The 24,586-nt window shown below is 67.0% G+C and carries 21 protein-coding genes; 8 read left to right on the forward strand and 13 right to left on the reverse strand.

Annotated features, from left to right (window positions below):
* Nucleotides 1-7: 7 nt before the first annotated feature.
* Together ALI44B_RS03075 and dut are read right to left on the reverse strand one after the other, a co-directional pair.
* The gene (locus tag ALI44B_RS03075) at nucleotides 8-730 is read right to left on the reverse strand and encodes a DUF3710 domain-containing protein (protein WP_077053932.1); all 723 of its coding nucleotides are present in this window, start codon (nucleotides 728-730) and stop codon (nucleotides 8-10) included.
* A 2-nt stretch (nucleotides 731-732) separates the two neighbouring features.
* Nucleotides 733-1,221, reverse strand: coding sequence for a dUTP diphosphatase (dut, locus tag ALI44B_RS03080; RefSeq protein ID WP_077053933.1), 489 nt, complete (start codon nucleotides 1,219-1,221; stop codon nucleotides 733-735).
* Between the two features lie 38 nt (nucleotides 1,222-1,259).
* On the opposite strand from dut, the gene ALI44B_RS03085 reads away from it, so the two are divergent.
* On the forward strand, nucleotides 1,260-1,712 hold the full coding sequence (locus tag ALI44B_RS03085) for a DUF3093 domain-containing protein (RefSeq protein ID WP_077053269.1): 453 nt from the start codon (nucleotides 1,260-1,262) through the stop codon (nucleotides 1,710-1,712).
* Nucleotides 1,713-1,725: 13 nt separating this feature from the next.
* On the opposite strand, the gene ALI44B_RS03090 is transcribed toward ALI44B_RS03085, so the two are convergent.
* The gene (locus ALI44B_RS03090) at nucleotides 1,726-2,019 is read right to left on the reverse strand and encodes a DUF4193 domain-containing protein (protein WP_077053270.1); all 294 of its coding nucleotides are present in this window, start codon (nucleotides 2,017-2,019) and stop codon (nucleotides 1,726-1,728) included.
* A gap of 201 nt (nucleotides 2,020-2,220) precedes the next feature.
* Between ALI44B_RS03090 and sepH the strand changes: the two genes are divergently transcribed.
* Nucleotides 2,221-3,555, forward strand: a complete 1,335-nt coding sequence (sepH, locus tag ALI44B_RS03095) for a septation protein SepH (protein WP_077053271.1) — start codon at nucleotides 2,221-2,223, stop codon at nucleotides 3,553-3,555.
* Between the two features lie 144 nt (nucleotides 3,556-3,699).
* Here sepH and ALI44B_RS03100 read toward each other — a convergent pair whose 3' ends face one another.
* Nucleotides 3,700-4,839 carry an alkaline phosphatase family protein gene (locus ALI44B_RS03100; RefSeq protein WP_238592026.1) on the reverse strand — a complete coding sequence of 380 codons (1,140 nt, stop codon included), beginning with the start codon at nucleotides 4,837-4,839 and terminating at the stop codon, nucleotides 3,700-3,702.
* Nucleotides 4,840-4,916: 77 nt separating this feature from the next.
* Between ALI44B_RS03100 and ALI44B_RS03105 the strand changes: the two genes are divergently transcribed.
* Entirely contained in the window at nucleotides 4,917-7,640 is a 2,724-nt protein-coding gene (locus ALI44B_RS03105) for a DNA topoisomerase (ATP-hydrolyzing) (RefSeq protein ID WP_083709465.1), read from the forward strand.
* Nucleotides 7,641-7,907: 267 nt separating this feature from the next.
* Here the strand turns inward: ALI44B_RS03105 and ALI44B_RS03110 are convergent, their stop codons facing one another.
* Nucleotides 7,908-9,986 (reverse strand): DNA gyrase/topoisomerase IV subunit B, encoded by a 2,079-nt coding sequence (locus ALI44B_RS03110; RefSeq protein ID WP_077053273.1) that lies wholly within the window; start codon nucleotides 9,984-9,986, stop codon nucleotides 7,908-7,910.
* Between the two features lie 167 nt (nucleotides 9,987-10,153).
* Between ALI44B_RS03110 and ALI44B_RS03115 the strand changes: the two genes are divergently transcribed.
* Nucleotides 10,154-10,399: a DUF7455 domain-containing protein gene (locus ALI44B_RS03115; RefSeq protein WP_077053274.1), complete on the forward strand. Its 246-nt coding sequence runs from the start codon at nucleotides 10,154-10,156 to the stop codon at nucleotides 10,397-10,399.
* A gap of 201 nt (nucleotides 10,400-10,600) precedes the next feature.
* On the opposite strand, the gene ALI44B_RS03120 is transcribed toward ALI44B_RS03115, so the two are convergent.
* The 5 genes from ALI44B_RS03120 to ALI44B_RS03140 form a co-directional block, all read right to left on the reverse strand.
* The gene (locus ALI44B_RS03120; protein WP_077053275.1) at nucleotides 10,601-11,341 is read right to left on the reverse strand and encodes a type 1 glutamine amidotransferase; all 741 of its coding nucleotides are present in this window, start codon (nucleotides 11,339-11,341) and stop codon (nucleotides 10,601-10,603) included.
* Nucleotides 11,338-12,642, reverse strand: coding sequence for a Mur ligase family protein (locus ALI44B_RS03125; RefSeq protein WP_077053276.1), 1,305 nt, complete (start codon nucleotides 12,640-12,642; stop codon nucleotides 11,338-11,340). Before ALI44B_RS03125 ends, ALI44B_RS03120 begins: the two co-directional genes overlap by 4 nt.
* Nucleotides 12,635-13,969: an RNA polymerase sigma factor gene (locus tag ALI44B_RS03130; protein ID WP_077053277.1), complete on the reverse strand. Its 1,335-nt coding sequence runs from the start codon at nucleotides 13,967-13,969 to the stop codon at nucleotides 12,635-12,637. The genes ALI44B_RS03125 and ALI44B_RS03130 overlap by 8 nt, the downstream gene beginning before the upstream one ends.
* 317 nt (nucleotides 13,970-14,286) lie before the next feature.
* A complete protein-coding gene (locus ALI44B_RS03135; RefSeq protein WP_077053278.1) occupies nucleotides 14,287-15,609 on the reverse strand; it encodes an MFS transporter in 1,323 nt (440 codons plus the stop codon).
* A 125-nt stretch (nucleotides 15,610-15,734) separates the two neighbouring features.
* A complete protein-coding gene (locus ALI44B_RS03140; RefSeq protein WP_077053279.1) occupies nucleotides 15,735-16,667 on the reverse strand; it encodes a proteasome assembly chaperone family protein in 933 nt (310 codons plus the stop codon).
* 119 nt (nucleotides 16,668-16,786) lie between these two features.
* Between ALI44B_RS03140 and ALI44B_RS03145 the strand changes: the two genes are divergently transcribed.
* From ALI44B_RS03145 to sucB, 3 genes are all read left to right on the forward strand, one after another.
* Nucleotides 16,787-18,322, forward strand: a complete 1,536-nt coding sequence (locus ALI44B_RS03145; protein WP_077053280.1) for a leucyl aminopeptidase — start codon at nucleotides 16,787-16,789, stop codon at nucleotides 18,320-18,322.
* Between the two features lie 101 nt (nucleotides 18,323-18,423).
* Nucleotides 18,424-19,842, forward strand: coding sequence for a dihydrolipoyl dehydrogenase (gene lpdA / locus ALI44B_RS03150; RefSeq protein ID WP_083709470.1), 1,419 nt, complete (start codon nucleotides 18,424-18,426; stop codon nucleotides 19,840-19,842).
* Nucleotides 19,843-19,899: 57 nt separating this feature from the next.
* Nucleotides 19,900-21,390: a 2-oxoglutarate dehydrogenase, E2 component, dihydrolipoamide succinyltransferase gene (gene sucB, locus ALI44B_RS03155; RefSeq protein WP_077053281.1), complete on the forward strand. Its 1,491-nt coding sequence runs from the start codon at nucleotides 19,900-19,902 to the stop codon at nucleotides 21,388-21,390.
* 18 nt (nucleotides 21,391-21,408) lie between these two features.
* Here sucB and ALI44B_RS03160 read toward each other — a convergent pair whose 3' ends face one another.
* Nucleotides 21,409-22,011 (reverse strand): hypothetical protein, encoded by a 603-nt coding sequence (locus ALI44B_RS03160; RefSeq protein ID WP_143458948.1) that lies wholly within the window; start codon nucleotides 22,009-22,011, stop codon nucleotides 21,409-21,411.
* A gap of 745 nt (nucleotides 22,012-22,756) precedes the next feature.
* Between ALI44B_RS03160 and ALI44B_RS03165 the strand changes: the two genes are divergently transcribed.
* Nucleotides 22,757-23,464 (forward strand): DUF4191 domain-containing protein, encoded by a 708-nt coding sequence (locus tag ALI44B_RS03165; protein ID WP_077053283.1) that lies wholly within the window; start codon nucleotides 22,757-22,759, stop codon nucleotides 23,462-23,464.
* A gap of 293 nt (nucleotides 23,465-23,757) precedes the next feature.
* Here ALI44B_RS03165 and ALI44B_RS03170 read toward each other — a convergent pair whose 3' ends face one another.
* Both ALI44B_RS03170 and ALI44B_RS03175 read right to left on the reverse strand, forming a co-directional pair.
* Nucleotides 23,758-23,985, reverse strand: coding sequence for an RNA-binding S4 domain-containing protein (locus ALI44B_RS03170; RefSeq protein ID WP_077053284.1), 228 nt, complete (start codon nucleotides 23,983-23,985; stop codon nucleotides 23,758-23,760).
* Nucleotides 23,986-24,107: 122 nt separating this feature from the next.
* Complete coding sequence (locus tag ALI44B_RS03175; RefSeq protein ID WP_077053285.1) at nucleotides 24,108-24,539, reverse strand: RDD family protein; 432 nt, start codon at nucleotides 24,537-24,539, stop codon at nucleotides 24,108-24,110.
* Nucleotides 24,540-24,586 lie beyond the last annotated feature (47 nt).

Below are 24,586 nucleotides of genomic sequence, written 5' to 3' on the forward strand. Positions count from 1 at the left end.
CGAGGCTCTACGCCTCTTGACCCGCGCCGGCGGGCATCTTCAGCGGGATGAGGTCGCGCGGGGGCATGGGGGTGTCGCCGCGCACGACGACGACGCTGCGGAAGAGCTCCTCGACGAGGGCGCCCTTCTCGGCATCCGTCGCACCGGCACCGGCGATGACGCCGCGCAAGAACCAGCGCGGCCCGTCGACACCCACGAAGCGGGCGATGCGTGTGGCTGCGGGCTGACCGGCGGGCACCTGAACGGGAACCTCGGCGAGAAGCTCGTAGCCGAGGCCGCCCTCGCGCTCGGTGACCGTGCCGCCCTGCGAACCGATCTGTTCGGCGATCTGCTCGCGCGTCTCGTTCCACAGGCCGATCGAGCGCGGTGCCGCGAAGGCCTGGATCTGCAGCGTCGATTCGGCGTAGTCGAGGCCCACCGCGACAATGCGCTTGGTCGACTCTTCGATCTCGAGGCGCAGGTTCAGCCCCTCGCGCGGGAGGATCTTCACTCCCCCGAGGTCGATGTAGGGGCGCACGGCGTTGGCTTCGCTCTCGTCGAGCGGGCCTTCGGTGGCGCGGTCGTCGGGGGCCGACTTCGTGGTGTCGAGAACCGTCTCTTCGTCGGCGGGAGCCTCGAGCGCATCACCCGTCGCCGTCGTCACCTCGGACGACGCCTCGTCGGCCGAGGCCGCGTCGACCGTCTCGATGGCGGTGTCGGGCTGTTCTTCGGGGTTCTTGCCTTTGCGCAGTTTCATGCGTTCGCTCCAGTCGGTGTGTCAGAAGAAGTGGGGTCGGATGCCGCGGCGCTGTCGTAGCCCGTCGACCCGAAGCCGCCGGCGCCGCGAGCACTGCCCGGCAACGTCTCGACGGGGACGAACGTGGCGCGAGAGACGGGCATGACGATGAGCTGCGCGATGCGGTCGCCGACCGCGATCTCGTAGGGCTCGCGCGCATCCGTGTTGAGCAGGGTGACCTTGATCTCGCCGCGGTAACCGGCATCGACCGTGCCCGGCGAATTCACGATGGTGATGCCGTGCTTGGTGGCGAGGCCCGAACGCGGCACGACGAAGGCGACGAATCCGTCGGGCAGCGCGATAGAGACGCCCGTGCCGACCAGTCGACGCTCGCCCGGCTGCAGAACCAGGTGCTCGCTGGACACCAGGTCGGCGCCCGCATCGCCCGGATGGGCGTAGCGCGGAACCTCGGGGGCGATAATAAGAACGTCAACGCTTTCGGTCACAGATCGAGGGTAGTGCAGATCGATCAACGAAGTGAGTCATGTCCCCTTATCGCGAACGGCTCTGGCCGGCCCCCTGGATCTACATCTCGACGGCGCTCGTCATCCCCGCCAGCATCCTCGTTCTCGCCCCCATCTCGTGGGTCGCCGGAGTCATCACGGCGGTCATTCTCTATGGCGGGATGACGACCCTGTTCATCGTGGGGGCGCCCACCATCAGCGTGGGCGACGGCGAGCTGCGCGCCGGCCGGGCCCGCATCAGCCTCGACCTGGTCGGGACTCCCAAGGCATTCACAGGAACCGAGGCCGCTTTACAGCGTGGCCGCAAGCTCGACGCCCGGGCCTACATGTTGTTCCGCGGATGGATTTCGGGGGTCGTGCGCATCCCCGTCCTCGACGAGAACGACCCGACGCCCTACTGGCTCGTGTCCACGCGGGAGCCACAAAAATTGGCCGCCGCGATCGAGGGATCGCGACGGCCAGAAAGCGTCTGAGCAGTTCGACTGCTTAGGCGGCGCACTCCACGCAGATCGCGCCGAGCTTGGTCTCGTGGTCGATGAGCGAGCGGTGCTTCACCAGGAAGCACTCCACGCACGTGAACTCGTCTGCCTGGGGAGGCAGCACGACGACATCGAGGTCGAGGTCGGAGAGGTCGGCGCCGGGAAGGTCGAAGCCACCCGGGTTATCGGCGTCTTCGACGTCGACCGCGCCAGACAGCTTGTCGGGGACACGCTCCTTCAGGGCCTCGATCGACTCAGAGTCGTCGTCGCTCTTTCGGGGTGCGTCATAATCCGTTGCCATTGTTTTCCACTTCTTTTCTCGTCCGCCGACCGTGTCCGGCGGCGATAGTTTGCATCAAAGATGAACGAATAGCAAACCAGTACTGGGCTCCCTGATTCGTCGCTGCATCCAACTCGCGGCACGCCCGCGTTATTCCCGGTCTACGGGGGTTCGGCGTGCGACCATCGAGTGAATTGATCTCAGCCTCGGAGGCACATGATTATGCAGGAACTGACTGTCATCGGCGTCGACGGCAATGCCATCGTCGCGAGCACCGACAACGGGGTGCAATTTCGACTCCCCGTCGACGAGTCCCTTCTCTCCCATGTGCGTCGCGCGCGCAAACAGGCAACGGGCGACGCCCCGAAGCTGAGCCCTCGCGAGATTCAGGCTCACATTCGCTCGGGCATGTCGGCCGAAGAAGTCGCGGATGTCACGGGCGCCGAGATCGACTACGTGCGCCGTTTCGAGGGCCCCATCGTCGCCGAACGTGAGCACATGGTCGCAGCTGCCCTCAGCGTTCCGGTGCTCGCGGCCATCGACCCCCGTGTGGACGACGAAGAGCCGACGTTCGGTTCCGCCATCCGTGCCCGTCTCGAGAGCCTCGGCGCGAGCGACGAGCGTTGGACGAGCTGGAAGGACGAGAACGGTTGGATCGTCAAACTGTCGTTCACGGCCTCCGATGTCGAGCACGACGCCCGCTGGACCTTCGAACCCAAGAAGAACGCGCTGGCGCCGCTCGGGGCCGAGGCCGTCACGCTGTCGCGCCAGGGCGCCCTGCCTGCCGAGGGACTCATCCCCAAGCTGCGCGCCGTCGAGCGCGAGTCTTCCTCACCCGATGACAGCCGTTTCGACAGCGGCGCCTTCACGTTCGTCCCTGCCGCGGCAGACCCCGATATCGACCTCAACGACACGGCCTCGCAGATCGAGATCGGCCCCGTCGACGTGGCGCCGCACCACCGCAGCTCGTCGAAGGCCGCGGATGCCGCGATCAACCGCGCCGAAGATCAGGGTGGACCGTCCAACCAGACCGCCGACCTGCTCGAGGCCCTGCGTCGTCGCCGTGGCGAACGCGAATCCGCTGCGCGCACGCCGCAGACCGATGCTTCGCCCGCCCCGGACTCGGGTCGCTCCCCCGCTCAGCCGTCCGGTGAACGCGGTTCGACCCCGTTCGGCGGCAGCTCGCCGTTCTCCGACTCCCCCTTCGCCGCCGGTGCCGCCAGCGCGTCGAATCCGTCGGGTCTGCGCGACGCGTCGCGGTCAGAGCCGTCTCGCGAACGAGCGGGCGAGCGTCCAGGCCTCGACCGTAGCGACCGCGGCGCCCGGGGCACCGAGGCCGACGCGCACGACGACCGCAGCCCCTTCAGCGGTCCCGTGCGCCCCGTCGACGTGCCGCTCGAGAACTTCGACACCCTCACGGGCGCGTCTCCCTCGAAGCGCTCAGACGACGACCAGAAGCCGCCGGCGATCACACCGGCCCGCGGTTCGAAGCGCGGGCGCACGGCCATGCCGTCGTGGGACGAGATTGTCTTCGGCGCCCGCACCGACGACGACTGATAACCCCGAACGCCCGACACCCCGAGGTCGATCGTGACGGGCGTGCTGCACCGCGGATGGCCGGCGCCCATTCCGCCGAATGTCGCGCCGATCTCGACTTCTCGCGAGAGCTGAGGGTGCTCGCCGATTGCCGCGACGGCCTAGTTATTGCGTAAAGGCGCCGAAGCGGATGAACGGCACGGTGCGCTCCTCGTCGGTCAGCGAACCGTGCTGCCCGATCATCCGTCGTGCTGCCTGATCGGCCGGCCGCGAGTCGTAATAGGCGATGCGTTTGCGCGCCGCAACGACGACGTCACCGATGCGTGGCAGAACCTCGTCGTGCACGTCACCGAAAAGCCCCTGGGCAATGGCCTCGTCGCGGCTGAAAACCCACGCGCGCTCACCCTCTGAGTCCCGCCAAACATCCGCCATCCTCAGGCGATCGGATGCAGTGGCCCCGGGCTCGAGATACAGATGCAGGCAGCGCGGCTCGCCGCCCACGTGCCGCACCCCCGCCACCAGCTCGGGCGCCTGATCGAACAGCACCTGCGACGTGTGGGGCACGTCGAGAGACCCGTGGTCGGCCGTCAGGATCACGCCGACCCGTCGACCGACCGCCGCGACAAAACGTCGCATCTCACCGTCCAGCTCCTCGAGGGCCGCGGTCCAGCGGTCGGACTCCCAGCCGTGCTGGTGCGAGATCTTGTCGAGTTCGGGCACGTAGAGGTAGGTGAGCGAGCGGGTGTTCGCCCGCGTGAGGGCGTCCGCGCGCTCGAAGCGGGCGCGCAACGTGTCGGCGGGCTCGTAGGACGCGCCGCGCAGGGTGGCCCGGGTGAAGCCCGAGCCCGCGAACGTGGCAGGGCCGACGGCGAAGGCTGCGACATCCGCATCGCCCGCCTGTTCGAAGACCGTGCGGCAGCGCTGCCACGTCTCGGGGTCCATGCCGGCATCCCAGCCGGTGAGGCCGTTGACCAGCCGATCGTGCCGAGCGTCGAGCATGCGATAGCCGACGAGGCCGTGCTGACCGGGCTCGGCGCCCGTCGTGAGCGACGTGAGCGCGGCCGCCGTGGTTGTCGGGAAAACCGTGCTGATGGTGCGGTCGGGAGCCGAGCGCAGAAAACGCGCGTAGCCCGATCGGGCAGACAACAAGCGCGAGCCGAGGCCGTCGACGACGACCACGACGACGTGATCGACGGCGGGCAGGCCAGACGGGTTGGCGACACCCCCGATCGCGGCCAGCGAATCCGGCAGCACACCGGTCAGGCTGCGCGGACGAACGGGCGGGATCGATACGATTGAAGCCACCGGGAAAGTCTGGCACATCCAGGCGCGAACCCTCCCGTCGCCCGCAACCGGACCACCACCCAGGTCAGAAAACACGTATGCCCCGCAGCGATAAGAACGCCCCCGCCGCCCCGATCAACGAGCGCATCGAAGACGTCGACGTCTCGGCCGAAATGCAGGGGTCCTTCCTCGAATACGCCTACTCGGTCATCTACTCGCGCGCGCTGCCCGATGCGCGCGACGGACTCAAACCCGTGCAGCGCCGCATCCTCTATCAGATGACCGAGATGGGGCTGCGGCCCGACCGCGGGCACGTGAAGTCGGCCCGCGTCGTCGGCGAGGTGATGGGAAAGCTGCACCCGCACGGTGATAGCGCCATCTACGACGCCCTCGTGCGCCTGGCGCAACCGTTCACGCTGCGCGTTCCTCTCGTCGACGGCCACGGCAACTTCGGCTCGCTCGACGACGGCCCCGCCGCCTCCCGCTACACCGAGGCCCGCCTCGAAGCCGCGGCCCTCGCCCTCACGGCCGACCTCGACGAAGACGTTGTCGACTTCGTGCCCAACTACGACAACCAGTTCCAGCAGCCCGAGGTGTTGCCGGCGGCCTACCCCAACCTCCTCGTCAACGGCGCGAGCGGCATCGCGGTCGGCATGGCCACCAATATGGCGCCGCACAACCTGATCGAGGTCGTAGGGGCGGCTCGGCACCTGCTCGAACACCCGGATGCCTCGCTCGACGATCTGATGGAGTTCGTGCCCGGCCCCGATCTGCCCACCGGTGGCACGATCGTCGGGCTCGACGGCATCCGAGACGCCTACGCCACGGGCCGCGGAGCGTTCAAGACGCGAGCCCGCGTGCGCATCGAGGCCATCACCCCTCGCAAGCAGGGCATCATCGTGACCGAGCTGCCCTACCTCGTCGGCCCCGAGAAGGTCATCGAGAAGATCAAGGACGGCGTCAACAACAAGAAGCTCTCGGGCATCTCCGACGTCACCGACCTCACCGACCGCACCAACGGCCTGCAGCTCGTCATCGGCATCAAGACGGGTTTCAGTCCCGAGGCCGTGCTCGAACAGCTCTACCGCTACACACCGCTCGAGGACTCGTTCTCGATCAACAACGTCGCGCTCGTCGAGGGCGGGCCGCGCACGCTGGGCCTGCGCGAGCTGCTCGAGGTGTACGTGAAGCACCGCATCTCGGTGGTCACGCGTCGCTCGACGTACCGCCTGGCGCGCCGCAAGGAGCGCCTGCACCTCGTCGAGGGGTTGCTCATCGCGATCCTCGACATCGACGAGGTCATCCAGGTCATCCGTGCGTCGGATGACAGCGACCAGGCCCGCACGCGACTGATCGACGTGTTCGATCTCAGCCAGGTGCAGGCCGAATACATCCTCGAACTGCGTCTGCGTCGGCTCACCAAGTTCTCGCGCATCGAACTCGAGGCCGAGCGCGACAAGCTGCTCGCCGAGATCGCCGAACTCGAAGAGATCCTCGGCAGCACTGCTCGGTTGCACGGTCTCGTCTCGGACGAGCTCGAAGCCGTCGCCGAGCAGTTCGGCACGCCCCGACGCACGCTCCTGACGGCCGCAAAGCCCTCCATCGCATCGGCCGGGTCGCGCAAGAATCAGCCCGTTCTCGAATTGGCCGACACGCCCTGTCGCATCTATCTGAGCGCGACCGGCCGCATGGTGCGCGTCGACTACCCCGGTGAGGGTGGCCTCGAACCCGTCGCCGCTCCCCCGCGCCGCAGCAAACACGACGCCGTGCTGTCGATGCTCGAAACGTCGAGCCGCACCGAGGTGGGCGCCGTGACGAGCCTCGGCCGCCTCATCCGCTTCTCGCCGCTCGAGCTGCCCGTCGTGCCGCCCAACTCGGTGCAGCTGGGCGCCGGCGTGCGCATCGCCGACTACATCACGCTGCAGCCCAAGGAGCGCGTGCTCGCGATCGTGGCCCTCGATTCGGCCAAGCCGATCGCCCTCGGCACGCGCACCGGTGTGGTCAAACGCGTGACGCCGGGCGACTGGCCGAACAAACCCGAGTTCGAGATCATCCAGCTGAAGCCGAAGGACGTCGTCGTTGCCGCGGCGCCGTCAACCGACACGGATGAATTCGTGTTCGTCACGAGCGACGCCCAGCTCTTGCGGTTCGCCGCCTCCGCCGTTCGTCCGCAGGGGCGCACCGCTGGAGGTATGGCGGGCATCAAGCTCGGCGCCGGCGCCTCGGTCATCTCGTTCCACGTCGTGCGCGCCGACGAGACGACGCGCACCGTCGTCGCGACGGTCGCCGCGAACACCAGCGCGCTGGCCGGCACCGACCCGGGCAGCGGCAAAGTGAGCGCGTTCGACGAGTTCCCCGCCAAGGGCCGCGCGACCGGCGGTGTGCGGGCACAACGCTTCCTGAAGGGCGAGGACGCGCTCGTCGTCGCGTGGGTCGGCCCCGAACCCGCCCTGGCCGTCGGCACAGACGGCGCCGTGCGCAAGCTCCCCGAGGCCCTCGCCAAGCGCGACGCGTCGGGTCAGTTCCTCGAGGGCGTCGTGGGCTACATCGGTGCGAGCATCGCGACGCCGGCCGACGCCGTCGGAGCCCTCGCTGCGGGGTCAGACCCCGTGCCGCTCACCGAATCCGAACGGAACGCCGCCGACTCGGCTCCCTCGGCGCCCGGCGAATCGCCCGAGAGCGCCGTCGGAACAACGCTGACCGTCGACGGGACTGAATCGGACGCATCCGTGCAGCAGGCCCTGGACACGCCACTGGCGGCCGCCGACATCCCGAGCTCGCCTGCGGCCGGCGACGAGCCGGACGACGCCGCACTTTTCTAATGAGCACTACGGAGGGCCGCCTGCTTCGAGGAGCGGGCGGCCCTCAGAGGCTGGTTTGCGGGTGCACCCACCGCCGCGACGGTTTGACAACCTGGCGGCTTGACGGTTCGACGGTTTGACGGCCTGACCGCGCGACGGCTTGACGACTTGTGCGCACGTCAATCTGAAGGCTCGAGGGCCCGCGGGCTCGCCCCAGATCGTCACTGTGTGCGCTGTCCGTGCAGGGCGATACGGGCAGACGCAACCCTCAGCGGTCCCGCAGCCTCGCTAGACGTCGATGCTGTCGCGGTTCAAGCGGTCGGAGCTCTCGACGATGAACTCCTTGCGCGGAGCCACCTCGTTGCCCATGAGCAGCTCGAAAACCTTGCCGGCCATCTCGGCATCCTGCACCTGAACGCGTCGAAGCGTGCGGTTCGACCGGTCCATTGTCGTCGTCGCCAGCTGGTCGGCATCCATCTCGCCGAGACCCTTGTAGCGCTGGATTGGCTCCTGGTAGCGCTTGTTCGTGCGCTTGAGCCCCGCCAATACCCCGGCCAGCTCGGCCTCGGAGTACGTGTAGATCGTCTCGTTGGGCTTCGACCCCGGGTTCATTACGACGACGCGGTGCAGCGGCGGCACGGCCGCGAACACCCGGCCCTCTTCGATCATGGGCCGCATGTAACGGAAGAACAGCGTGAGCAACAGCGTGCGGATGTGGGCGCCGTCGACATCGGCGTCGCTCATCAGGATGACCTTGCCGTAACGCGCCTGCGAGATGTCGAACGAGCGCCCCGACCCGGCGCCGAGCACCTGGATGATCGACGCGCACTCGTTGTTCGACAACATGTCCGACACGGATGCCTTCTGCACGTTGAGGATCTTGCCGCGGATGGGCAGCAGCGCCTGGAAGTTGCTGTCTCGCGCCAGTTTGGCCGTGCCGAGAGCCGAGTCGCCCTCGACGATGAAGAGTTCGCTGTGCGCCACATCGCTCGACCGGCAGTCGACGAGCTTGGCCGGAAGCGACGAATTCTCGAGCGCGTTCTTGCGGCGCTGCGTCTCCTTGTGCGCTCGCGCGGACAGGCGCGACTTCATCTCGGCCACGACCTTGTCGAGCACGAGCGCCGTCTGAGCCTTGTCGTCGCGCTTCGGCGACGCGAATAGCTCCTTCATGGCCTTGGCCACGACGCTGGAGACGATGCTGCGCACAGCGGGTGTGCCGAGCACCTCTTTCGTCTGCCCCTCGAATTGCGGTTCGGGCAGCCGAACCGTCAGCACGGCCGTGAGACCCGCGAGCACGTCATCCTTCTCGACCTTGTCGTTGCCGGCCTTCAGACGGCGGGCGTTGAGCTCGACCTGCGAACGGACGAACTTGAGCAACCCCTGGTCGAAGCCCGCCTGGTGGGTTCCGCCCTTGGGCGTCGCGATGATGTTGACGAACGAGCGCATGATCGTCTCGTAACCCGTGCCCCAGCGCAGCGCGATGTCGACCTCGCAGCGGCGCTCGACCTCGGTGGGCACCATGGCGCCGCCGTCGGTGAGAACGGGCACGGTCTCGGTGAACGTGCCGTCGCCCGTCAGGCGCCAGGTGTCGGTGATGGGCTGGTCGCCGGCGAGGTAGTCGACGAACTCGGAGATGCCGCCGTCGTAGCGGTACTCGGTGCGAATGGGCTCGTCGGCGCGCTCGTCCTCGATGATCAGCGTGAGCCCCGGCACGAGGAATGCGGTCTGCTGGGCGCGGGCCTGCAGGTCCTCGACGCTGAACGCCGCGCCCTTCGTGAAGATCTGTCGGTCGGCCCAGTAGCGGATGCGCGAACCCGTGACACCGCGCTTGACCTTGCCCACGACGCGCAGCTCGCTGCCGTTCTCGAACGGCGTGAACGGAGCATCGGGAGTGGGCTCGCCATTGTCGGCGAAGATGCCCGGCTCGCCCCGGTGGAAGCTCATGGCGTAGGTCTTGCCGTTGCGGTCGACCTCGACGTCGAGGCGCTCGGACAGAGCGTTGACGACGGATGCGCCGACGCCGTGCAGCCCGCCGGACGAGGCATACGAACCCGAGCCGAACTTGCCACCCGCGTGCAGCTTGGTGAACACGACCTCGACGCCCGTCAAACCCGTCTTGGGCTCGATATCGACGGGGATGCCACGAGCGGTGTCGCGCACCTCGACGCTGCCGTCGGGGTAGAGACGGATGTCGATGCGATCGCCATGGCCGCCGAGAGCCTCGTCGACCGAGTTGTCGATGATCTCCCACAGGCAGTGCATGAGGCCGCGGGAATCGGTGGACCCGATGTACATTCCGGGCCGTTTGCGCACCGCTTCGAGACCTTCGAGGACCGAGAGATGGCGGGCGGAATAGTCGGAGTTCACAAGCGTTAACTCTACGTGGAACCACCGACGACCAATCCAATGACACCCGCGGTGGCGAAGATATCTACGCGTACAGCGAAATACCCCGCACGGCTCCATTCGTTCCCAGAAGCGCGTGGTTACATAGCAAGTACGCGAGACCATCCCACGAGTCAGGAGGGCACACCATGTCACACATCGCAAACGAAACAGGCATCGACACCGCTACGAGCACCGATGCAGCCCAGCAGCAACTGACCGCGGCCGACCGCTGCGACAGCTGCGGGGCCCAGGCCTACATCCGCGTGACGGTCAACAACGGCGAGCTCCTGTTCTGCGCCCACCACGGCCGCAAGTACCAGGAGAAGCTGTCCTCGATCGCTCACACCTGGCACGACGAGTCGTCGCGTCTCTTCGAAGAGCAGCGCGCTTAAGTAGCCAGGCCGCGCCCCCGGCGTCATCCACACGCCGGCCGGCGCCCCACCGTCTTCGTGACAAATCATCCTTCTGACACGACGAAGCGCCCGACCATCAGGTCGGGCGCTTCTGTGTTGTCTAGCTGTGTTGTCTACCTGTGTTGGCTAGCTTCGTTCGGCGCTTGTGGGCCGCTGAAGGCTCCGAGCCCTCCGCGTGCTCTAGCCGAGGTTCGCCTTGTCGATGAGGACCGTACGCGCCAGGTCGACCACGCGGTCGATCGACTCGTGTTCGGCATTCTTCGTATAGGTCTCGCCGCGGCGCGTCGTCGCGACCTCGATGATGTGGTCGGTCAGGCGCGGGTTGAGCACGAGCACGGGCCCGCCCAGGTGTGTTCCCACGGCCTCGTTCACGATGATGCCCTCATGGCGTGCACCAGCGGGTGCGACGAGGTTGCCGCGGCCGTTGCGCACGGTGCCGAGGGGCGCCGCCGTCCCGCCGTCGACGACCGATTCGGAGCTGTGGTTCTCGGTGCCGACGAGCAACCCGAAGTTGCTGTCTGCGGCGAAAGCGTCGGTGCGCACGCGCGCAACGTTGGCGTCGGTGTCCATGGGGAACACGCCCGCGCCGCGAACCGTGCCAGCCTCGCCGAACGACACCATGCGCCCGAAGAGGTGAAAGCCTCCACCGACGGCGATCATGGGAACGCCGGCGGCGGCCCACGACTGCAGGGTCTCGGCGTGGCGCTGCAGCTCGGGGGCGATGGCGCGCACGGCGCTTCCCGGCCCCGAACCGATGGTCACGATGTCAGCCTCGGCGGGCAGCTCATCGCCCTCGTTCACCTGGATCTCTTCGACGTCGATGCCGGCGAGCCGCATGCGGCGTGCTAGCACGAAGACGTTTCCGACGTCACCGTTCACGGCGAGGTAGTCACGGTAGAGCTCAACGATCTTGATGGTCATGCCGCACCCGCTTCCAGGTCTTTGTAGCCCAGGTATTTGCGCGTCAGCAGCATCTGGTCGTAGTCGAGGAAGAACGTGTGTCGGCCGCTCTTCGGCTTGGGGCCGTCGAGCATGCGCTGCACGGCCTTCGTCGTGTCGCTTTCGATCACGCCATACCCTTTGCCTTCATAAGCGAGGCGCAGGGCGATGAACGCGCCCTTGGGGCCCGAGATCACGTCGACGTAATCGAGCTTCGACAGGTCGGCCGTGTAGAGCCAGGACGGGTCGTAGCTGGAGTCGTCGTACGCGAAGAGCACCGAATCGGGCACGCGGTCGAGCGAGTCGAGGTTGAGCTGCAGGCTCGCGAGGTTCTTGAGCATCAAGATCTCGATCTCGACGCCGTCGACCGTCAGAATCTCGCCGCGACCGTAGACGGTCTTGGTGGTCTGAACGGCGTGGATGGCTTTCGCGATGTCGAACTTCTCGCCGAGCGTCTTGCGCGCCAACGTGAAGGCGGCGGCGATATCGACGGCATAGTGCAACCCGCGGGCGGGCATACGCACGGCATGTTCCACGCCCTCGAACGAGATTGTCGCGTCATAGCCCGAGGCGGCGACCACTTCGGCCACGACGTGTCGCGGTGCGGCCGAGGGATCGGCCTTGCCGCCGGCGTAATCGGTGGCCGAGACCTGACCGTGCGGCGCCGCGGCGAGCACATCGGCGTCGACGCCGAAGTAGTCAATCGCCAGGCGACCCTCGTTCTCGATCGTGGTGCCGAGGTTGGCGAGGAAGTTGTCGTCGCGGTTGAGCGCGACATAGTCGCTGACCTCGCCCAGGATGTCGCGGAACATGCCCGCTACGCGGTCGGGTTCGCCGAAGCGGTAAATCTGGTCGACCACGAGGTTCAAGATGACGGCCGAGCGCGGTTTCACCTGACGGCAGATCAACTGACCGTAAGCCTCATCCACCTCGAGGATGGCGATATCGGCGTCGAGCTTGCCGGTCAGCGATGTGTCGGCGAGGAGCGCCGAAGCGATGCCCTGCGGCATGTTCGCACCCGACGGGTTCGAGAAGACCTTCAACCCGTGTTCCCGCACGATGGCGGTCAGGATGTTGGTGGTCGTCGACTTGCCGTTCGACCCGAGCACCACGACGGCGCCGTAGGGCAGCTGCGACATCACGTCGCTGATGAACGTGGGCGCCACCTTCTGGGCGACGAGGCCGGGGAACGCACTGCCGCCGCCGCGCAACCGCGTCGCGAACCGGGCGAGCCGGCCCGCAACGACGGGGGGTACGAACGCGAGGCTTCCGGGCTTACTCAAGGTAGTCCCGAAGCGACTGCGACCGAGACGGGTGGCGCAGCTTGGCCATCGTCTTGGATTCGATCTGACGGATGCGTTCGCGGGTGACCCCGAACGTGTCGCCGATCTGGTCGAGTGTCTTCGGCATGCCATCGCCCAGGCCGAAGCGCATGCGGATGACTCCGGCTTCGCGCTCGGAGAGCGAGTCGAGCAGGCTTTCCAGCTGCTTCTGCAGCATGGTGAATCCCACGGCGTCGGCGGGCACGACGGCTTCGGTGTCTTCGATCAGGTCACCGAATTCGCTGTCGCCGTCTTCACCGAGGGGCGTGTGGAGCGAGATGGGCTCACGGCCGTACTTCTGCACCTCGACGACCTTCTCGGGCGTCATGTCGAGTTCGCGGCTCAGCTCTTCGGGCGTGGGCTCGCGACCCAGGTCCTGGAGCATCTGGCGCTGCACGCGGGCAAGCTTGTTGATGACCTCGACCATGTGCACGGGGATGCGGATGGTGCGGGCCTGGTCGGCCATGGCGCGCGTGATGGCCTGACGAATCCACCAGGTGGCGTAGGTCGAGAACTTGAAGCCCTTGGTGTAGTCGAACTTCTCGACGGCACGGATGAGGCCTAGGTTGCCTTCCTGGATGAGATCGAGGAACTGCATTCCGCGGCCCGTGTAGCGCTTCGCGAGCGAGACGACGAGACGGAGGTTGGCACCGAGGAGGTGGCTCTTGGCGCGGGCGCCGTCTTTCGCGACCCAGGTGAGCTCGCGGCCGAGCTGCGTGCGCTTCTCCTGGTCGGTCATGTGCGACAGCTTGTCTTCGGCGAACAGACCCGCCTCGATGCGCATGGCGAGCTCGACCTCTTCGGCCGCGTTCAGCAGCGCGACTTTACCGATCTGCTTCAGGTAGTCCTTGACCGGGTCGGCCGTGGCGCCCGTGATGGCGCTGGAGTAGACGGGAACCTCGTCCTCGTCGTCTCCGCCGAACGAGAGCACCATGGCACCCTGCGGCAGGACTTCGGCGGCCGCGGCAACGGCGGCCTTCTCGCCCGTGCCCTCTTCGACCTCGGCGGTCTCGTCGTCGTCGACCTCGATCACGACGTCTTCGACGGGCTCGGCGTCTTCATCGGGCTCGTCGGTGGCGGCGGCCTTGGTGCCGCGCTTGGCGGTGGTGCCGGCAGCCTTCTTCGCCGGAGCCTTCTTGGCCGGTGCCTTGGCGGCCGGAGCCTTGGCGGCAGCAGCCTTCTTCGCCGGGGCCTTCTTGGCCGCGGCGGTCGTCTTCTGGTCGACGGTGTCGACCTCTGTTTCGGAGGTAACCGCTTCTTCAGCGGCTACGGCGGCCTTAGTGGCCATACGAACACCTTCCAGTCCCACGCGTCGACGGGAGCGACGCGACTTTATTCGAGGCCCGTGTGTCAGCGATATCGCTCCCCCGCACACGGACGCAACAGTTATCGGACAGACACGCTTGCACGTGTTTTCGGACATTACGAAGACCCATGTCAAGTCCTAAACGAACTCACCCGAAATCACGGTGCTTCCTTTTCCTGTGCGGATGCACGGGGGGAATCACGAGTTTCGGATGCGCCTATGACAAGACCGGGTCTCTGTCAACCATTATGCCACGGTTTTCTGCAAATCTGAGCCACTAGCGGCCTCGCGTCGGGGACTCAGCGTCGCCGTCCGCGCCTCAGCTTCTGTACCAGTGCAACCCAGATGGGGGCCACGCGTATTCCTTCTTCTTCGTTCTGGCGTCGACGCGTGCGACGGCGGGCGTGCAGCAGCATGACGACGCCCGCACCGATGACGACGTATTGCACACAGAACGCGGCCCGGAACGAATCGAGCGAATAGAGCTCGGACGGCGAGTCGGCGCCGTGGCCGAGAGCATCCAGCACGGTTCCGATGAGGAACATCATGACGAAGCTGGCGAGGAACCCGCCCACGTTGACGACGCCGTTGGCCGAGCCGAGCACGCGCGTGGGGTTGAAGGTGCGCGCGAAGTCGAAGCCGATGAGCGAACCCGGGCCGCCAGCGCCCAGGACGATGAGGAGCAGGAGGACGAGCCAGAAGGGAGGGGTTCCCGGCCAGAGCAGAACGGCCGTCCAGGCGACCGCCATGGCGAAGACTATCCCCAACACCAGATTCGACCGGCGATAGGGGTAGCGGGCCGTCAAGAGTCCGAGGATCGGGCCGAAGACCACACCAGACCCCACGATCACGAGCAGCATGGCCGCCGCGAAACCCTCGGTGTAGCCGAGCCCGTAGACGAGGAACGGGATGCCCCACAGCAGCGAGAAGACCGTGCCGCTCGACTGCGTGACGAAGTGGGCCCAGAAGCCGAGCTGGGTTCCCGGACGCTTGAAGCTGAGCTTCAGCTGGTGCAACGCCTCGCCCCAGCTGCTGACACGTGGCGGCTCGATGGAGTCGCGCGGACGGTCACGGATGCAGGCGAGGCCGAGAACGAGGGCGAGCGCGGCCATGGCGGCGGCGAAGAGGAAGGCGGGCTGCCATCCGAATGAGTGCAAGACGAACGCAAAGGGGATGGCGGACAGCACCTGGCCGAGCTGCCCCAGGTTGCCCACCCACTGCGACAGCTGGGGAACGATGCGGCCCTGGAACCACGAGGTCACCAGGCGCATGACCGAGACGAAGATCGCGGCGTCGCCGGCCCCGACGAGGATGCGGCCGCCGATCGCCTGCGGGATGACCTCGGCGAAGGCCATGAGGCTCTGGCCGACGACCAGCATGACGAGCCCCGACATGATGAGCACGCGGGGGCCCAAACGGTCGATGAGCACGCCCACGGGCACCTGCATGGCGGCATAGACGATGAGTTGGAGAACGGCGATCGACGACAGGGCGGCGGCGGATGCGTCGAACCGGTCGACGGCCGAGACCCCTGCCACCCCGAGAGTGGTGCGCTGCATCACCGCGGCGATGTAGGCGAAGACGCCGATCCCGAAAACGAGCCAAGATCTGCGAGAGTTCACCGGACAACCCTACGCCTGCTGCGCAGAACGGATGACGGTCGCGAACTCGAGGGCCCCGGCCGTCACCCGTGAGGAGACCTTGGCGACGGAACGCCCGGTCGGTCTCTGCCGGCTAGCGCCAGCCTCTAGCGCCAGTCCTCGGGGCGACGCTCGTCTCCCCCGCGGCGACCCGCGAGGAACTTCTCGAGCTCTGCCGCGATCTCGTCGGCCGACGGCAGGCCACCCTCGGAGTCGACGAGCGGCGACTTGAGGGCGCTTCCCTCCATGTAGGTGTCGTAGCGCTCCTCGAGCGTTCCGACGAGGCGCTGCAGCTCTTCGTTGCCCGCGACCTGCTCGTCGATGCGCGACACGAACTCGCGTCCGTCCTCGCGCAGAGAGTCGGTGGGCAGGATGAGACCCGTCGCGGCGCTGATGCTGTCGATCGCCGCGAGAGCCGCGGACGGGTACTCGGTGTCGGCCAGGTAGTGCGGAATGAGGAGCGCGAAGCCCGAGACATCCGCCCCACGCGCGGCGAGCCGGAACTCGAGCAAGTGCAAGACGTTGGCCGGCACCTGCGTGTGCGGGCGCCAGACGCTCATCGACTCGATCAGGTCGGAGCGGTTGCCCGACACCGTGACGCCGATGGGGCGCGTGTGCGGCACGGGCATGGGGATGGCGTGCACCCAGGTCGTCGATGCGACCTCGAACTGATCCATGAGGTCGAGCACCTGCGCGATGAACCCCTCCCAGCGGAAGTCGGGCTCGTAACCCGTGAGCAACAAGAAGGGCTGCTGCAGGTCGTCGTAGGCCAGGCTCAACTGCAACTTGGCGGGCGAGTAGTCGCTCACGTGGTCTTGGTTGAAGTAGATGATGGGGCGGCGCGCACGGTAGTCGAGCAGCACATCGTTGTCGAAAACGGCGACGGGTTCAGAGGTCAACGCGCCCAGGGCGTACTCGTTGAATTGCGAAGCGGCGGAACCCGCGTCGGAGAAACCCGTGAGGGAGACGACGAGGTCGAGGCCGCTCGGCACCCGTCCGAAGGCGTCGGTGGTCTGGTACAGCCGGTCGGTCTCGTTCATTCTTTAACTCTAAACGGGGGTGTCCCGGGAGAAGGCTCGATCGGGGCGTCGGGCGTCGTGCCGAGAGCGAACAGGCGCGGGCACCTGGCGCCCAGCAACGAGCACCTAACATGGATGGAATGAGCGTTCCGCAGATCTCCCTCACCGTCCGATCGACCACCAAATACGGGAGTGAGGCCGGCGGCACCCAGCCCGACATCATTCTTCTCGCCGCGCGTTCGACCGCCGACGGTCCGGCGCTCGTTGCTCTCGACGGCGTCGTCGACGCCGAGGCTATCGAAGCCCAGCTGCGTCAGGTCGGTTCGACGGGGGCCAAGGACGGTCTCGTACGCTTGCCGGCGCCCGCTGGCACCTCGATCCCCCTCGCCGTCGCGGGCCTCGGCTCGACCGTTGATGCCGCGTCCCTCCGTTACGCCGCCGGTTCGGCCCTGCGTCAGCTGGCGGGCCAGTCCACGGTCGCCATCGCGATCGCCACCCAGTCGGCCGATGAGCTCCGGGCGCTCGCCGAGGGTGCCGCTCTGGGCGCTTACACCTTCCTCGACTACCGCAGCGCGTCGCTCGGTGACCACAAGCCTGCCGTGGGGAACGTCGTCGTGCACCACACGGGCGAGCACGTCGCCGACGGTTCGGATGAGGCATCCCACGTCACCGCACATGCCACCGCGGTCGCCGAAGCCGTGTCGACCGTGAAGAACCTCGTCAACACGCCGCCGTCCGACCTCTACCCCGAGACGCTCGCCGCGGCGGCCGTCGAGGCTGCGGCCGGCCTCCCCATCGACGTCACCGTCTGGGACGAAGAGCAGCTCGTCGCCGACGGCTTCGGCGGCATCATGGGCGTCGGACAGGGGTCGACGCGACCCCCGCGCCTCGTCAAGCTCAGCTACTCCCCCGCGGGCGCAGCCAAACACCTCGCCCTCGTCGGCAAGGGCATCACTTTCGACACGGGCGGCCTGTCGCTGAAGCCCGCCGGCTCGATGATCGGCATGAAGTACGACATGGCCGGCGCCGCGAGCGTGCTGGCCGTCATCGTTGCCGCCGCGCGACTCGAACTGCCCGTGCGCCTCACATCCTGGATGTGCATCGCCGAGAACATGCCGTCCGGTCAGGCCATGCGCCCCGACGACATCCTCGCCATTCGCGGCGGCACCACCGTCGAGATCAACAACACGGATGCCGAGGGCCGCCTCGTGCTGGCCGACGGCCTCGTCGCTGCCAGCGAGGAATTCCCCGACGCCATCGTCGACATCGCCACCCTGACCGGCGCGCAGCAGGTCGCCCTCGGCAATCGCTACTCCGGACTCATGGGTGACGACGCGTTCGTGGCCCAGGTGAAGGCCGCGGCCGACGCCGTCGACGAGCCCATGTGGCCCATGCCCTTCGCCGAGGAGCTGCGCAAGAAGCTCAACTCGCCCATCGCCGACCTGCAGAACGCGAAGCTCGGCCAGACCGCCGGGGGCATGCTGCTCGCTGGGGCATTCCTGCGCGAATTCATCGGCGACATCGAGGATGGCAGCGGCCAGATCCCCTGGACCCACATCGACACGGCCGGCCCGTCGAACAATACGGATGCTGCGTACGGCTTCACCGGCGGAGGTCCGACCGCGTCGGGCGTTCGCACACTGCTGAAAGTGGCCGAAGAGTTTAGCCGCCCGTAGTAGGCTCGAATGGGCAAAGGATGCCCGCCTCTGCGTCACCTGAGAACCAGGCGGGCGCACACCAGCAACACGCACAACCAGATGCTTGAGGGAGAAGTTCAGTGTCGGAAACCAACCCGTCCGGAAACACCACGTCTGAGAACCAGGGATCGAACGACACGTTCGACCTGGTCGTGTTGGGCGGTGGATCAGGCGGATACGCCGCAGCGTTGCGCGCGTCAGAGCTCGGCTTCACCGTCGGCATGATCGAGAAAGACAAGGTCGGCGGCACCTGCCTCCACCGCGGCTGCATCCCCACCAAGGCTCTGCTGCACTCGGCCGAGATCGCCGACGGCGCTCGCGACTCCGAGAAGTACGGCGTGAAGGCCACCTTCGAGGGAGTCGACATCCAGGCCGTCACGGCCTACCGCGAGGGCATCGTCGCCAAGAAGTACAAGGGTCTGCAGGGCCTCGTCAAGGCGCGCAAGATCACGACCATCGAGGGCGAGGGTCGTCTCACGTCCCCCACCACCGTCCAGGTCGGCGACCGCACCATCACGGGCAAGAACGTCATCCTCGCCACGGGCTCCTACAGCCGCTCGCTGCCCGGCCTCGAGATCGGTGGCCGCGTCATCACGAGCGAGCAGGCGCTGCAGCTCGACTTCATCCCCAAGAAGGTCGCCGTGCTCGGCGGCGGTGTCATCGGTGTCGAGTTCGCGAGCGTGTGGAAGTCCTTCGGCTCCGACGTCACGATCATCGAGGCGCTCCCCCACCTGGTTCCCAACGAAGACGAGTCGATCTCCAAGTCGCTCGAGCGCGCGTTCCGCAAGCGCGGCATCAACTACTCGCTCGGCGTGCGCTTCCAGAGCGTGACCCAGAACGATGACGGTGTCGTCGTCACGCTCGAAGACGGCAAGACCTTCGACGCCGACCTGCTGCTCGTCGCCGTCGGTCGTGGCCCGTCGACCGCCAACCTCGGCTATGAAGAGGTCGGTGTCACCATGGATCGCGGCTTCGTCATCACGAACGAGCGCCTCGAGACGAGCGTCCCCGGCGTCTACGCCGTCGGCGACATCGTCCCCGGCCTGCAGCTGGCACACCGCGGATTCCAGCAGGGCATCTTCGTCGCCGAAGAGCTCGCGGGCCTGAAGCCCATCGTCATCCCCGACATCAACATCCCCAAGGTCACCTACTGCGACCCCGAGGTCGCGTCGGTCGGTTACAGCGAAGCCAAGGCCAAAGAGCAGTGGGGCGACGACAAGATCTCGACCTACGACTACAACCTCGCCGGCAACGGCAAGAGCGAGATCATCGGCACGACCGGTTCGGTCAAGGTCGTCCGCGTCAACGACGGCCCCATCATCGGTGTGCACATGATCGGCGCCCGCGTCGGTGAGCTCATCGCCGAAGGCCAGCTCGTCGTCAACTGGGAGGCATACCCCGAAGACATCGCGCCGCTCATTCACGCGCACCCCACGCAGAACGAGGCGGTCGGCGAAGCATTCCTCGCGCTGGCCGGAAAGCCGTTGCACGCGCTGTAAACAGCAGAAGCACCAAGACAAACAGTCACGAATTAGGTTTTTGAAGGAGTTAAGGTCATGAGCGAATCCGTTAGCCTCCCGGCACTCGGCGAGAGTGTCACCGAGGGCACGGTCACCCGCTGGCTGAAGAACGTGGGAGACCGCGTCGAGGTCGACGAGCCTCTGCTCGAGGTTTCGACCGACAAGGTCGACACCGAGATCCCGTCGCCGGTCGCCGGCGTCATCGAGAAGATCCTGGTTCAGGAAGACGAGACCGTCGAGGTCGGCACCGCGCTGGTCGAGATCGGCGACGGTTCGAGCCAGGGCTCGTCCGACGAGGGTTCCGCTCCCGAGGCCGAGGCACCCGCATCCGAGCCGGCACCCGCCGAAGAGGCGCCCGCGCCCGTCGAAGAGCAGCCGGTACCCGAGGCTCCCTCCACCGAACAGCCGGCCGACGAGGTCGCCTCCGCTCCCGCGGAAGACGCACCCGAGGCCGAGGACGAGAAGGGCAACGCTTACGGCGCTGCCGCTCAGCCTGCCGCCCCGAGCGCGCCGTCTGCTCCCACCGAGGCTCCGGCTCCGGTGTCAGCAGCGTCCTCCTCTCCCGCCGCTTCCGCTCCGGCCGAGTCGTCCGCTCCGGCCGGCGATGGCAGCAACTCCGGCTACGTGACGCCGCTCGTGCGTCGTCTCGCTCAGCAGGAAGGCGTCGACCTGTCGACCGTCTCCGGCACGGGCGTCGGTGGCCGCATCCGCAAGGAAGACGTTCTCGAGGCTGCCAAGGCCAAGAGCGCGTCGAGCGCCGCACCGGCCGCAGCTCCCGTCGAGGCCGAGCGCAAGCCGCTCGAGACCTCCCCGCTGCGTGGCACCACGCAGCCGATGTCGCGTTTGCGCAAGGTCGTCGCCCAGCGCGCCGTCGAGTCGATGCAGTCCTCTGCTCAGCTCACGAGCGTCGTCGAGGTCGACGTCACCAAGATCGCTCAGTTCCGCGACCAGGTGAAGGGTGAGTTCCACTCCAAGACCGGCAACAAGCTGTCGTTCCTGCCGTTCTTCGCTCTCGCGGCGACCGAGGCCCTGAAGGCCTACCCGGTCATCAATGCCACGATCGACGGCGACCAGATCGTCTACCCCGATCACGAGAACCTGAGCATCGCCGTCGACACCGAGCGCGGCCTGCTCACCCCCGTGATCCGTGACGCCTCGTCGCTCGACCTCAACGGTTTCGCCGCGCAGATCGCCGACCTGGCGGCCCGCACGCGCGACAACAAGCTGAAGCCCGACGAGCTCGCCGGCGGAACGTTCACGCTGACCAACACCGGTTCGCGCGGCGCCCTGTTCGACACGCCCGTCGTCTTCCTTCCGCAGGTCGCCATCCTCGGCACCGGCATCGTCACGAAGAAGCCCGTCGTAATCTCGAACGGCGGCGTCGAGTCGATCGCCATCCGTTCGATGGTCTACCTGGCCCTGTCCTACGATCACCGCATCGTCGACGGCGCGGACGCCTCGCGCTTCCTCGTCGCCGTGAAGAACCGTCTCGAAGACGGCAACTTCCAGAACGACCTCGGAATCTAACCTCGGTTCGATTTCCCCTCAAGCGGCGTCCACTTCGGTGGGCGCCGCTTCGTCGTTCCCCGAAGGTTCGCGTTCGCGATATCCGCGGTCAGGATGTCCGCCGCCAGATGCACGAACGCCTGCTGTTTCCTCGTGCCACGCGAAAAGCTGAGCCTCGAGTAGTGTGAGGGCCGCGCGGGGCGAGGCACCTTCGATGTGGTCGCTCCACAGCGCCCACCGCGCCGACAGGGTGTCCCCCGCTGACCCTCGCTCGGTCGAATGCCTGAGAAGGACCGACAGTTCCTCCACGATCGGTGCCAGTGTCGTGAGCGCCTCGCGCGCAGGGAGTTCGGGTCTTGCAGTTCCCGCCGCTGCGTGAGCTGCGCGTGCCTCTCTCTGCGCTCGGCTCGACGTGCCCGGCGCCACACCTGACTCCGCCTGCACCCGGTCTCCGCCCCCGGCCGCGGCGGGGGACCTTGCTCGCCGCGCGGTCACGAGGTCGGCGTCGACGACGACGTACCCGGAGGCACCCTGGGCCAGAGCGCCCAGGACGAAGGGATGCGGCTGATAGCCGGCGTCGAGCAGTTCGATTACGCCGTTCAGGAGCGGAACGAGCACGGCAAGAACCGTCCGGGAGTTCATGGATTCACCCTGTTCACGGCTGAGGCCGACACTCAGCAACTCCCCGAGAGCGGGAAAGATCGCCGCCTCGCACGAGCCGTAGGGTGGTCGGATGCCCGGTTCGGTCATCGACAAGGAGCTCGGGCGTGGGATGACACTGCTTCGGATGCTCCAATTCGAGGCGAGATCGAGCTCTTTTCGCCGCATGGCCTCCGGCGGTTCCGTGCGCACAACCGGGCCTTCCCTCGCGCGGTCTACCCTGGCCGCCCGACCGAACCCCTGGTGAAGCATTCTCGCGATCCGAGGCATGCCGCGGGAACGGATCGGCCCGACGGGTCGCCGTAGGGGATGCGGCGACGGGTCATCGCCGATTGAAACGTCGGGCTCGTGCCAGACGCGAACGCGCACCCGTTCATCGTCGCGTGCGGTGACCTCGCGTTCGTGAGCCGCAGGCCCGGCCGCTCGCGGTCGCGACGAACGGCGCGACGCGAAATCAGCCGGGAGCGGGTGTCGCGGCGCATCAGCTTCTTCGGGGGTTCGTCGCGAGGCATCGAAGTCCGTCGCGCAGGCCCACACGGCGAGCACACGGTCGAGCCTGTAGCCCTCGACCATCGAGCCGATCAGGGGGTGTCGCGAAGCATCCGTCATGCTGCCCAGCCTTGCGGTTCGCGGCTCGGAGCGCGCCCTCGGCGATCACGTTGTGGACGAAGCGGAGGATCGCAAACTGTGCAGAGCGAAAGCGCCGGATGCCGGTATCCTTGACACCATGGCACGTAAGGAAAAACCCGCGAAGAAGGCGAAGGAGCCGGGTCGTCTCAAGCAGATGGCTCAGGTCTTCCAGATGACTCGCCGCTATGACCCGAATGTCGTCTGGGCGATGCTGCTCGGCTTCCTCGGCGGCGTTGCCGTCGGTGTGGCACTGGCACTCATCTTCTCGCGCGACAGCGTCTTCGGCATCGTCCTCTGGGTGATCGCCGGTGTGCTCGCCGGAATCCTGGCGGCCATGCTCATCTTGGGTCGCCGCGCCGAGCGTGCCGCCTATGGGCAGATTGCCGGGCAGCCCGGTGCCGTTGGCGCCGTGTTCCGCGGCTCGCTCCCCCGCAGCTGGCGCGGCAGCGAAATGCCCGTCAACGTCAACGGTCGCACACAGGATGCCGTCTACCGGGCCGTCGGCCGCGGCGGCGTCGTGCTCGTGGGCGAGGGCCCCGTGTCGCGCACACGCAAGCTCGTCGACGACGAGAAGCGCAAGATCAACCGCGTTCTTCCGAACGTTCCCGTCACGGTTTTCTATGTCGGCCCCGATGACGATTCGGTCGAGCTGCACAAGCTCGCCAAGTCGGTGCGCAAGGTGAAGAACACGCTCACCAAGCCCGAGGCGTTGGCCGTCTCCAACCGTCTCGCGTCCCTCGGCACGCAGATGCCCATCCCCAAGGGCGTCGACCCGTTCAAGGCCCGCCCGCAGCGCGCCCGCTAGCCCACGTCAGCATGTGAAGAAGGCTCGTCCGAGAGGACGGGCCTTCTTCGTCTGTTCGGCCGGTTCGGCCACAGCGGAGGCGACGACAAGTACCGGTGAATGCTGCACTTTCATACGGCGTCACCGGCGCTGCAGCACCGTGTGCGCTCAGGCTCACGCTCCCGCGAGCTGAGCCGTGAGGAGCATGAGGTCCACGCGTGCCTCGCCTAGAGCTGCCGCCACGCGAGTTCCGGGGGCCGGCCGTCGCACTCGACGCTCGGAACCGACGCACAGGAGCCGGGAGGTCGGTTAGCTCAGTGGCTGACGCGAACCCGATGCCCCTCGAAGCCGACGATATCGCCGATCGCGAGCTGGCGCCCACGGCGTCGATCGATTTCGCCGTTCACGGTGACCAGCCCGTCGGCGATGACCTCTTTCACGTTCCCGCCGGAGTCCAGTAGACCCGCGAACTTGAGGAACTGGCCGAGGCGAATGTCGTCCCCGCCGATGGGAACGTCTTCAACCGCAGCAGGATTCGTCATCCATCCATGTTAGCCGAGAGCCGGACTGACGATTCGAACCTGCGATCAAGGAATGAGAAGGCTGCTCATTTCGCCCCTGCACTGACTCGGCGATCGTTGCGTTATGCGCAATTACGGAATGGCTAGCGACTGCGGATGAGGAGCGTGCCCGCGACCTTGTCGTGGAAACCGCGCTGATCCGAGTCCCAGACGAGGGCCGGAACGAGGATGGCGAGGAGGAGAGTGCGCACGACCGGGCGCCAGACGCCGATCCATCCGCCGCCCAGTTTGACGACGCGGATGCCGACCGCACGGTGGCCGAGACCTCCCCCGATCGTCGGGATGAACACGACCTGGGTGACGACGAAAACGAGCAAGGTGGCCCACGTGTCGTAGTTGAAGAACGCGAACGAGATGAGCGCCGAGATGGCGCTGTCGATGAGGAACGCCGAGATGCGACGACCCGGCCGGGCGACGCTCATGACACCCTCTTCGGGCAGGCCCAGACGCTGCCCGGGATAGCGGCTCGGTTGGAGGTCTCCGAAGCGGACGCTAGGCTTTGGGGGGTTCGGCACGGCTCAAGTCTACGTGCCCATCGACTCGTAACACGCCCGAAACATGG

Origin of the sequence: Leifsonia sp. ALI-44-B (genome assembly GCF_001984125.1) — a bacterium.
Lineage (GTDB): Bacteria > Actinomycetota > Actinomycetes > Actinomycetales > Microbacteriaceae > Okibacterium.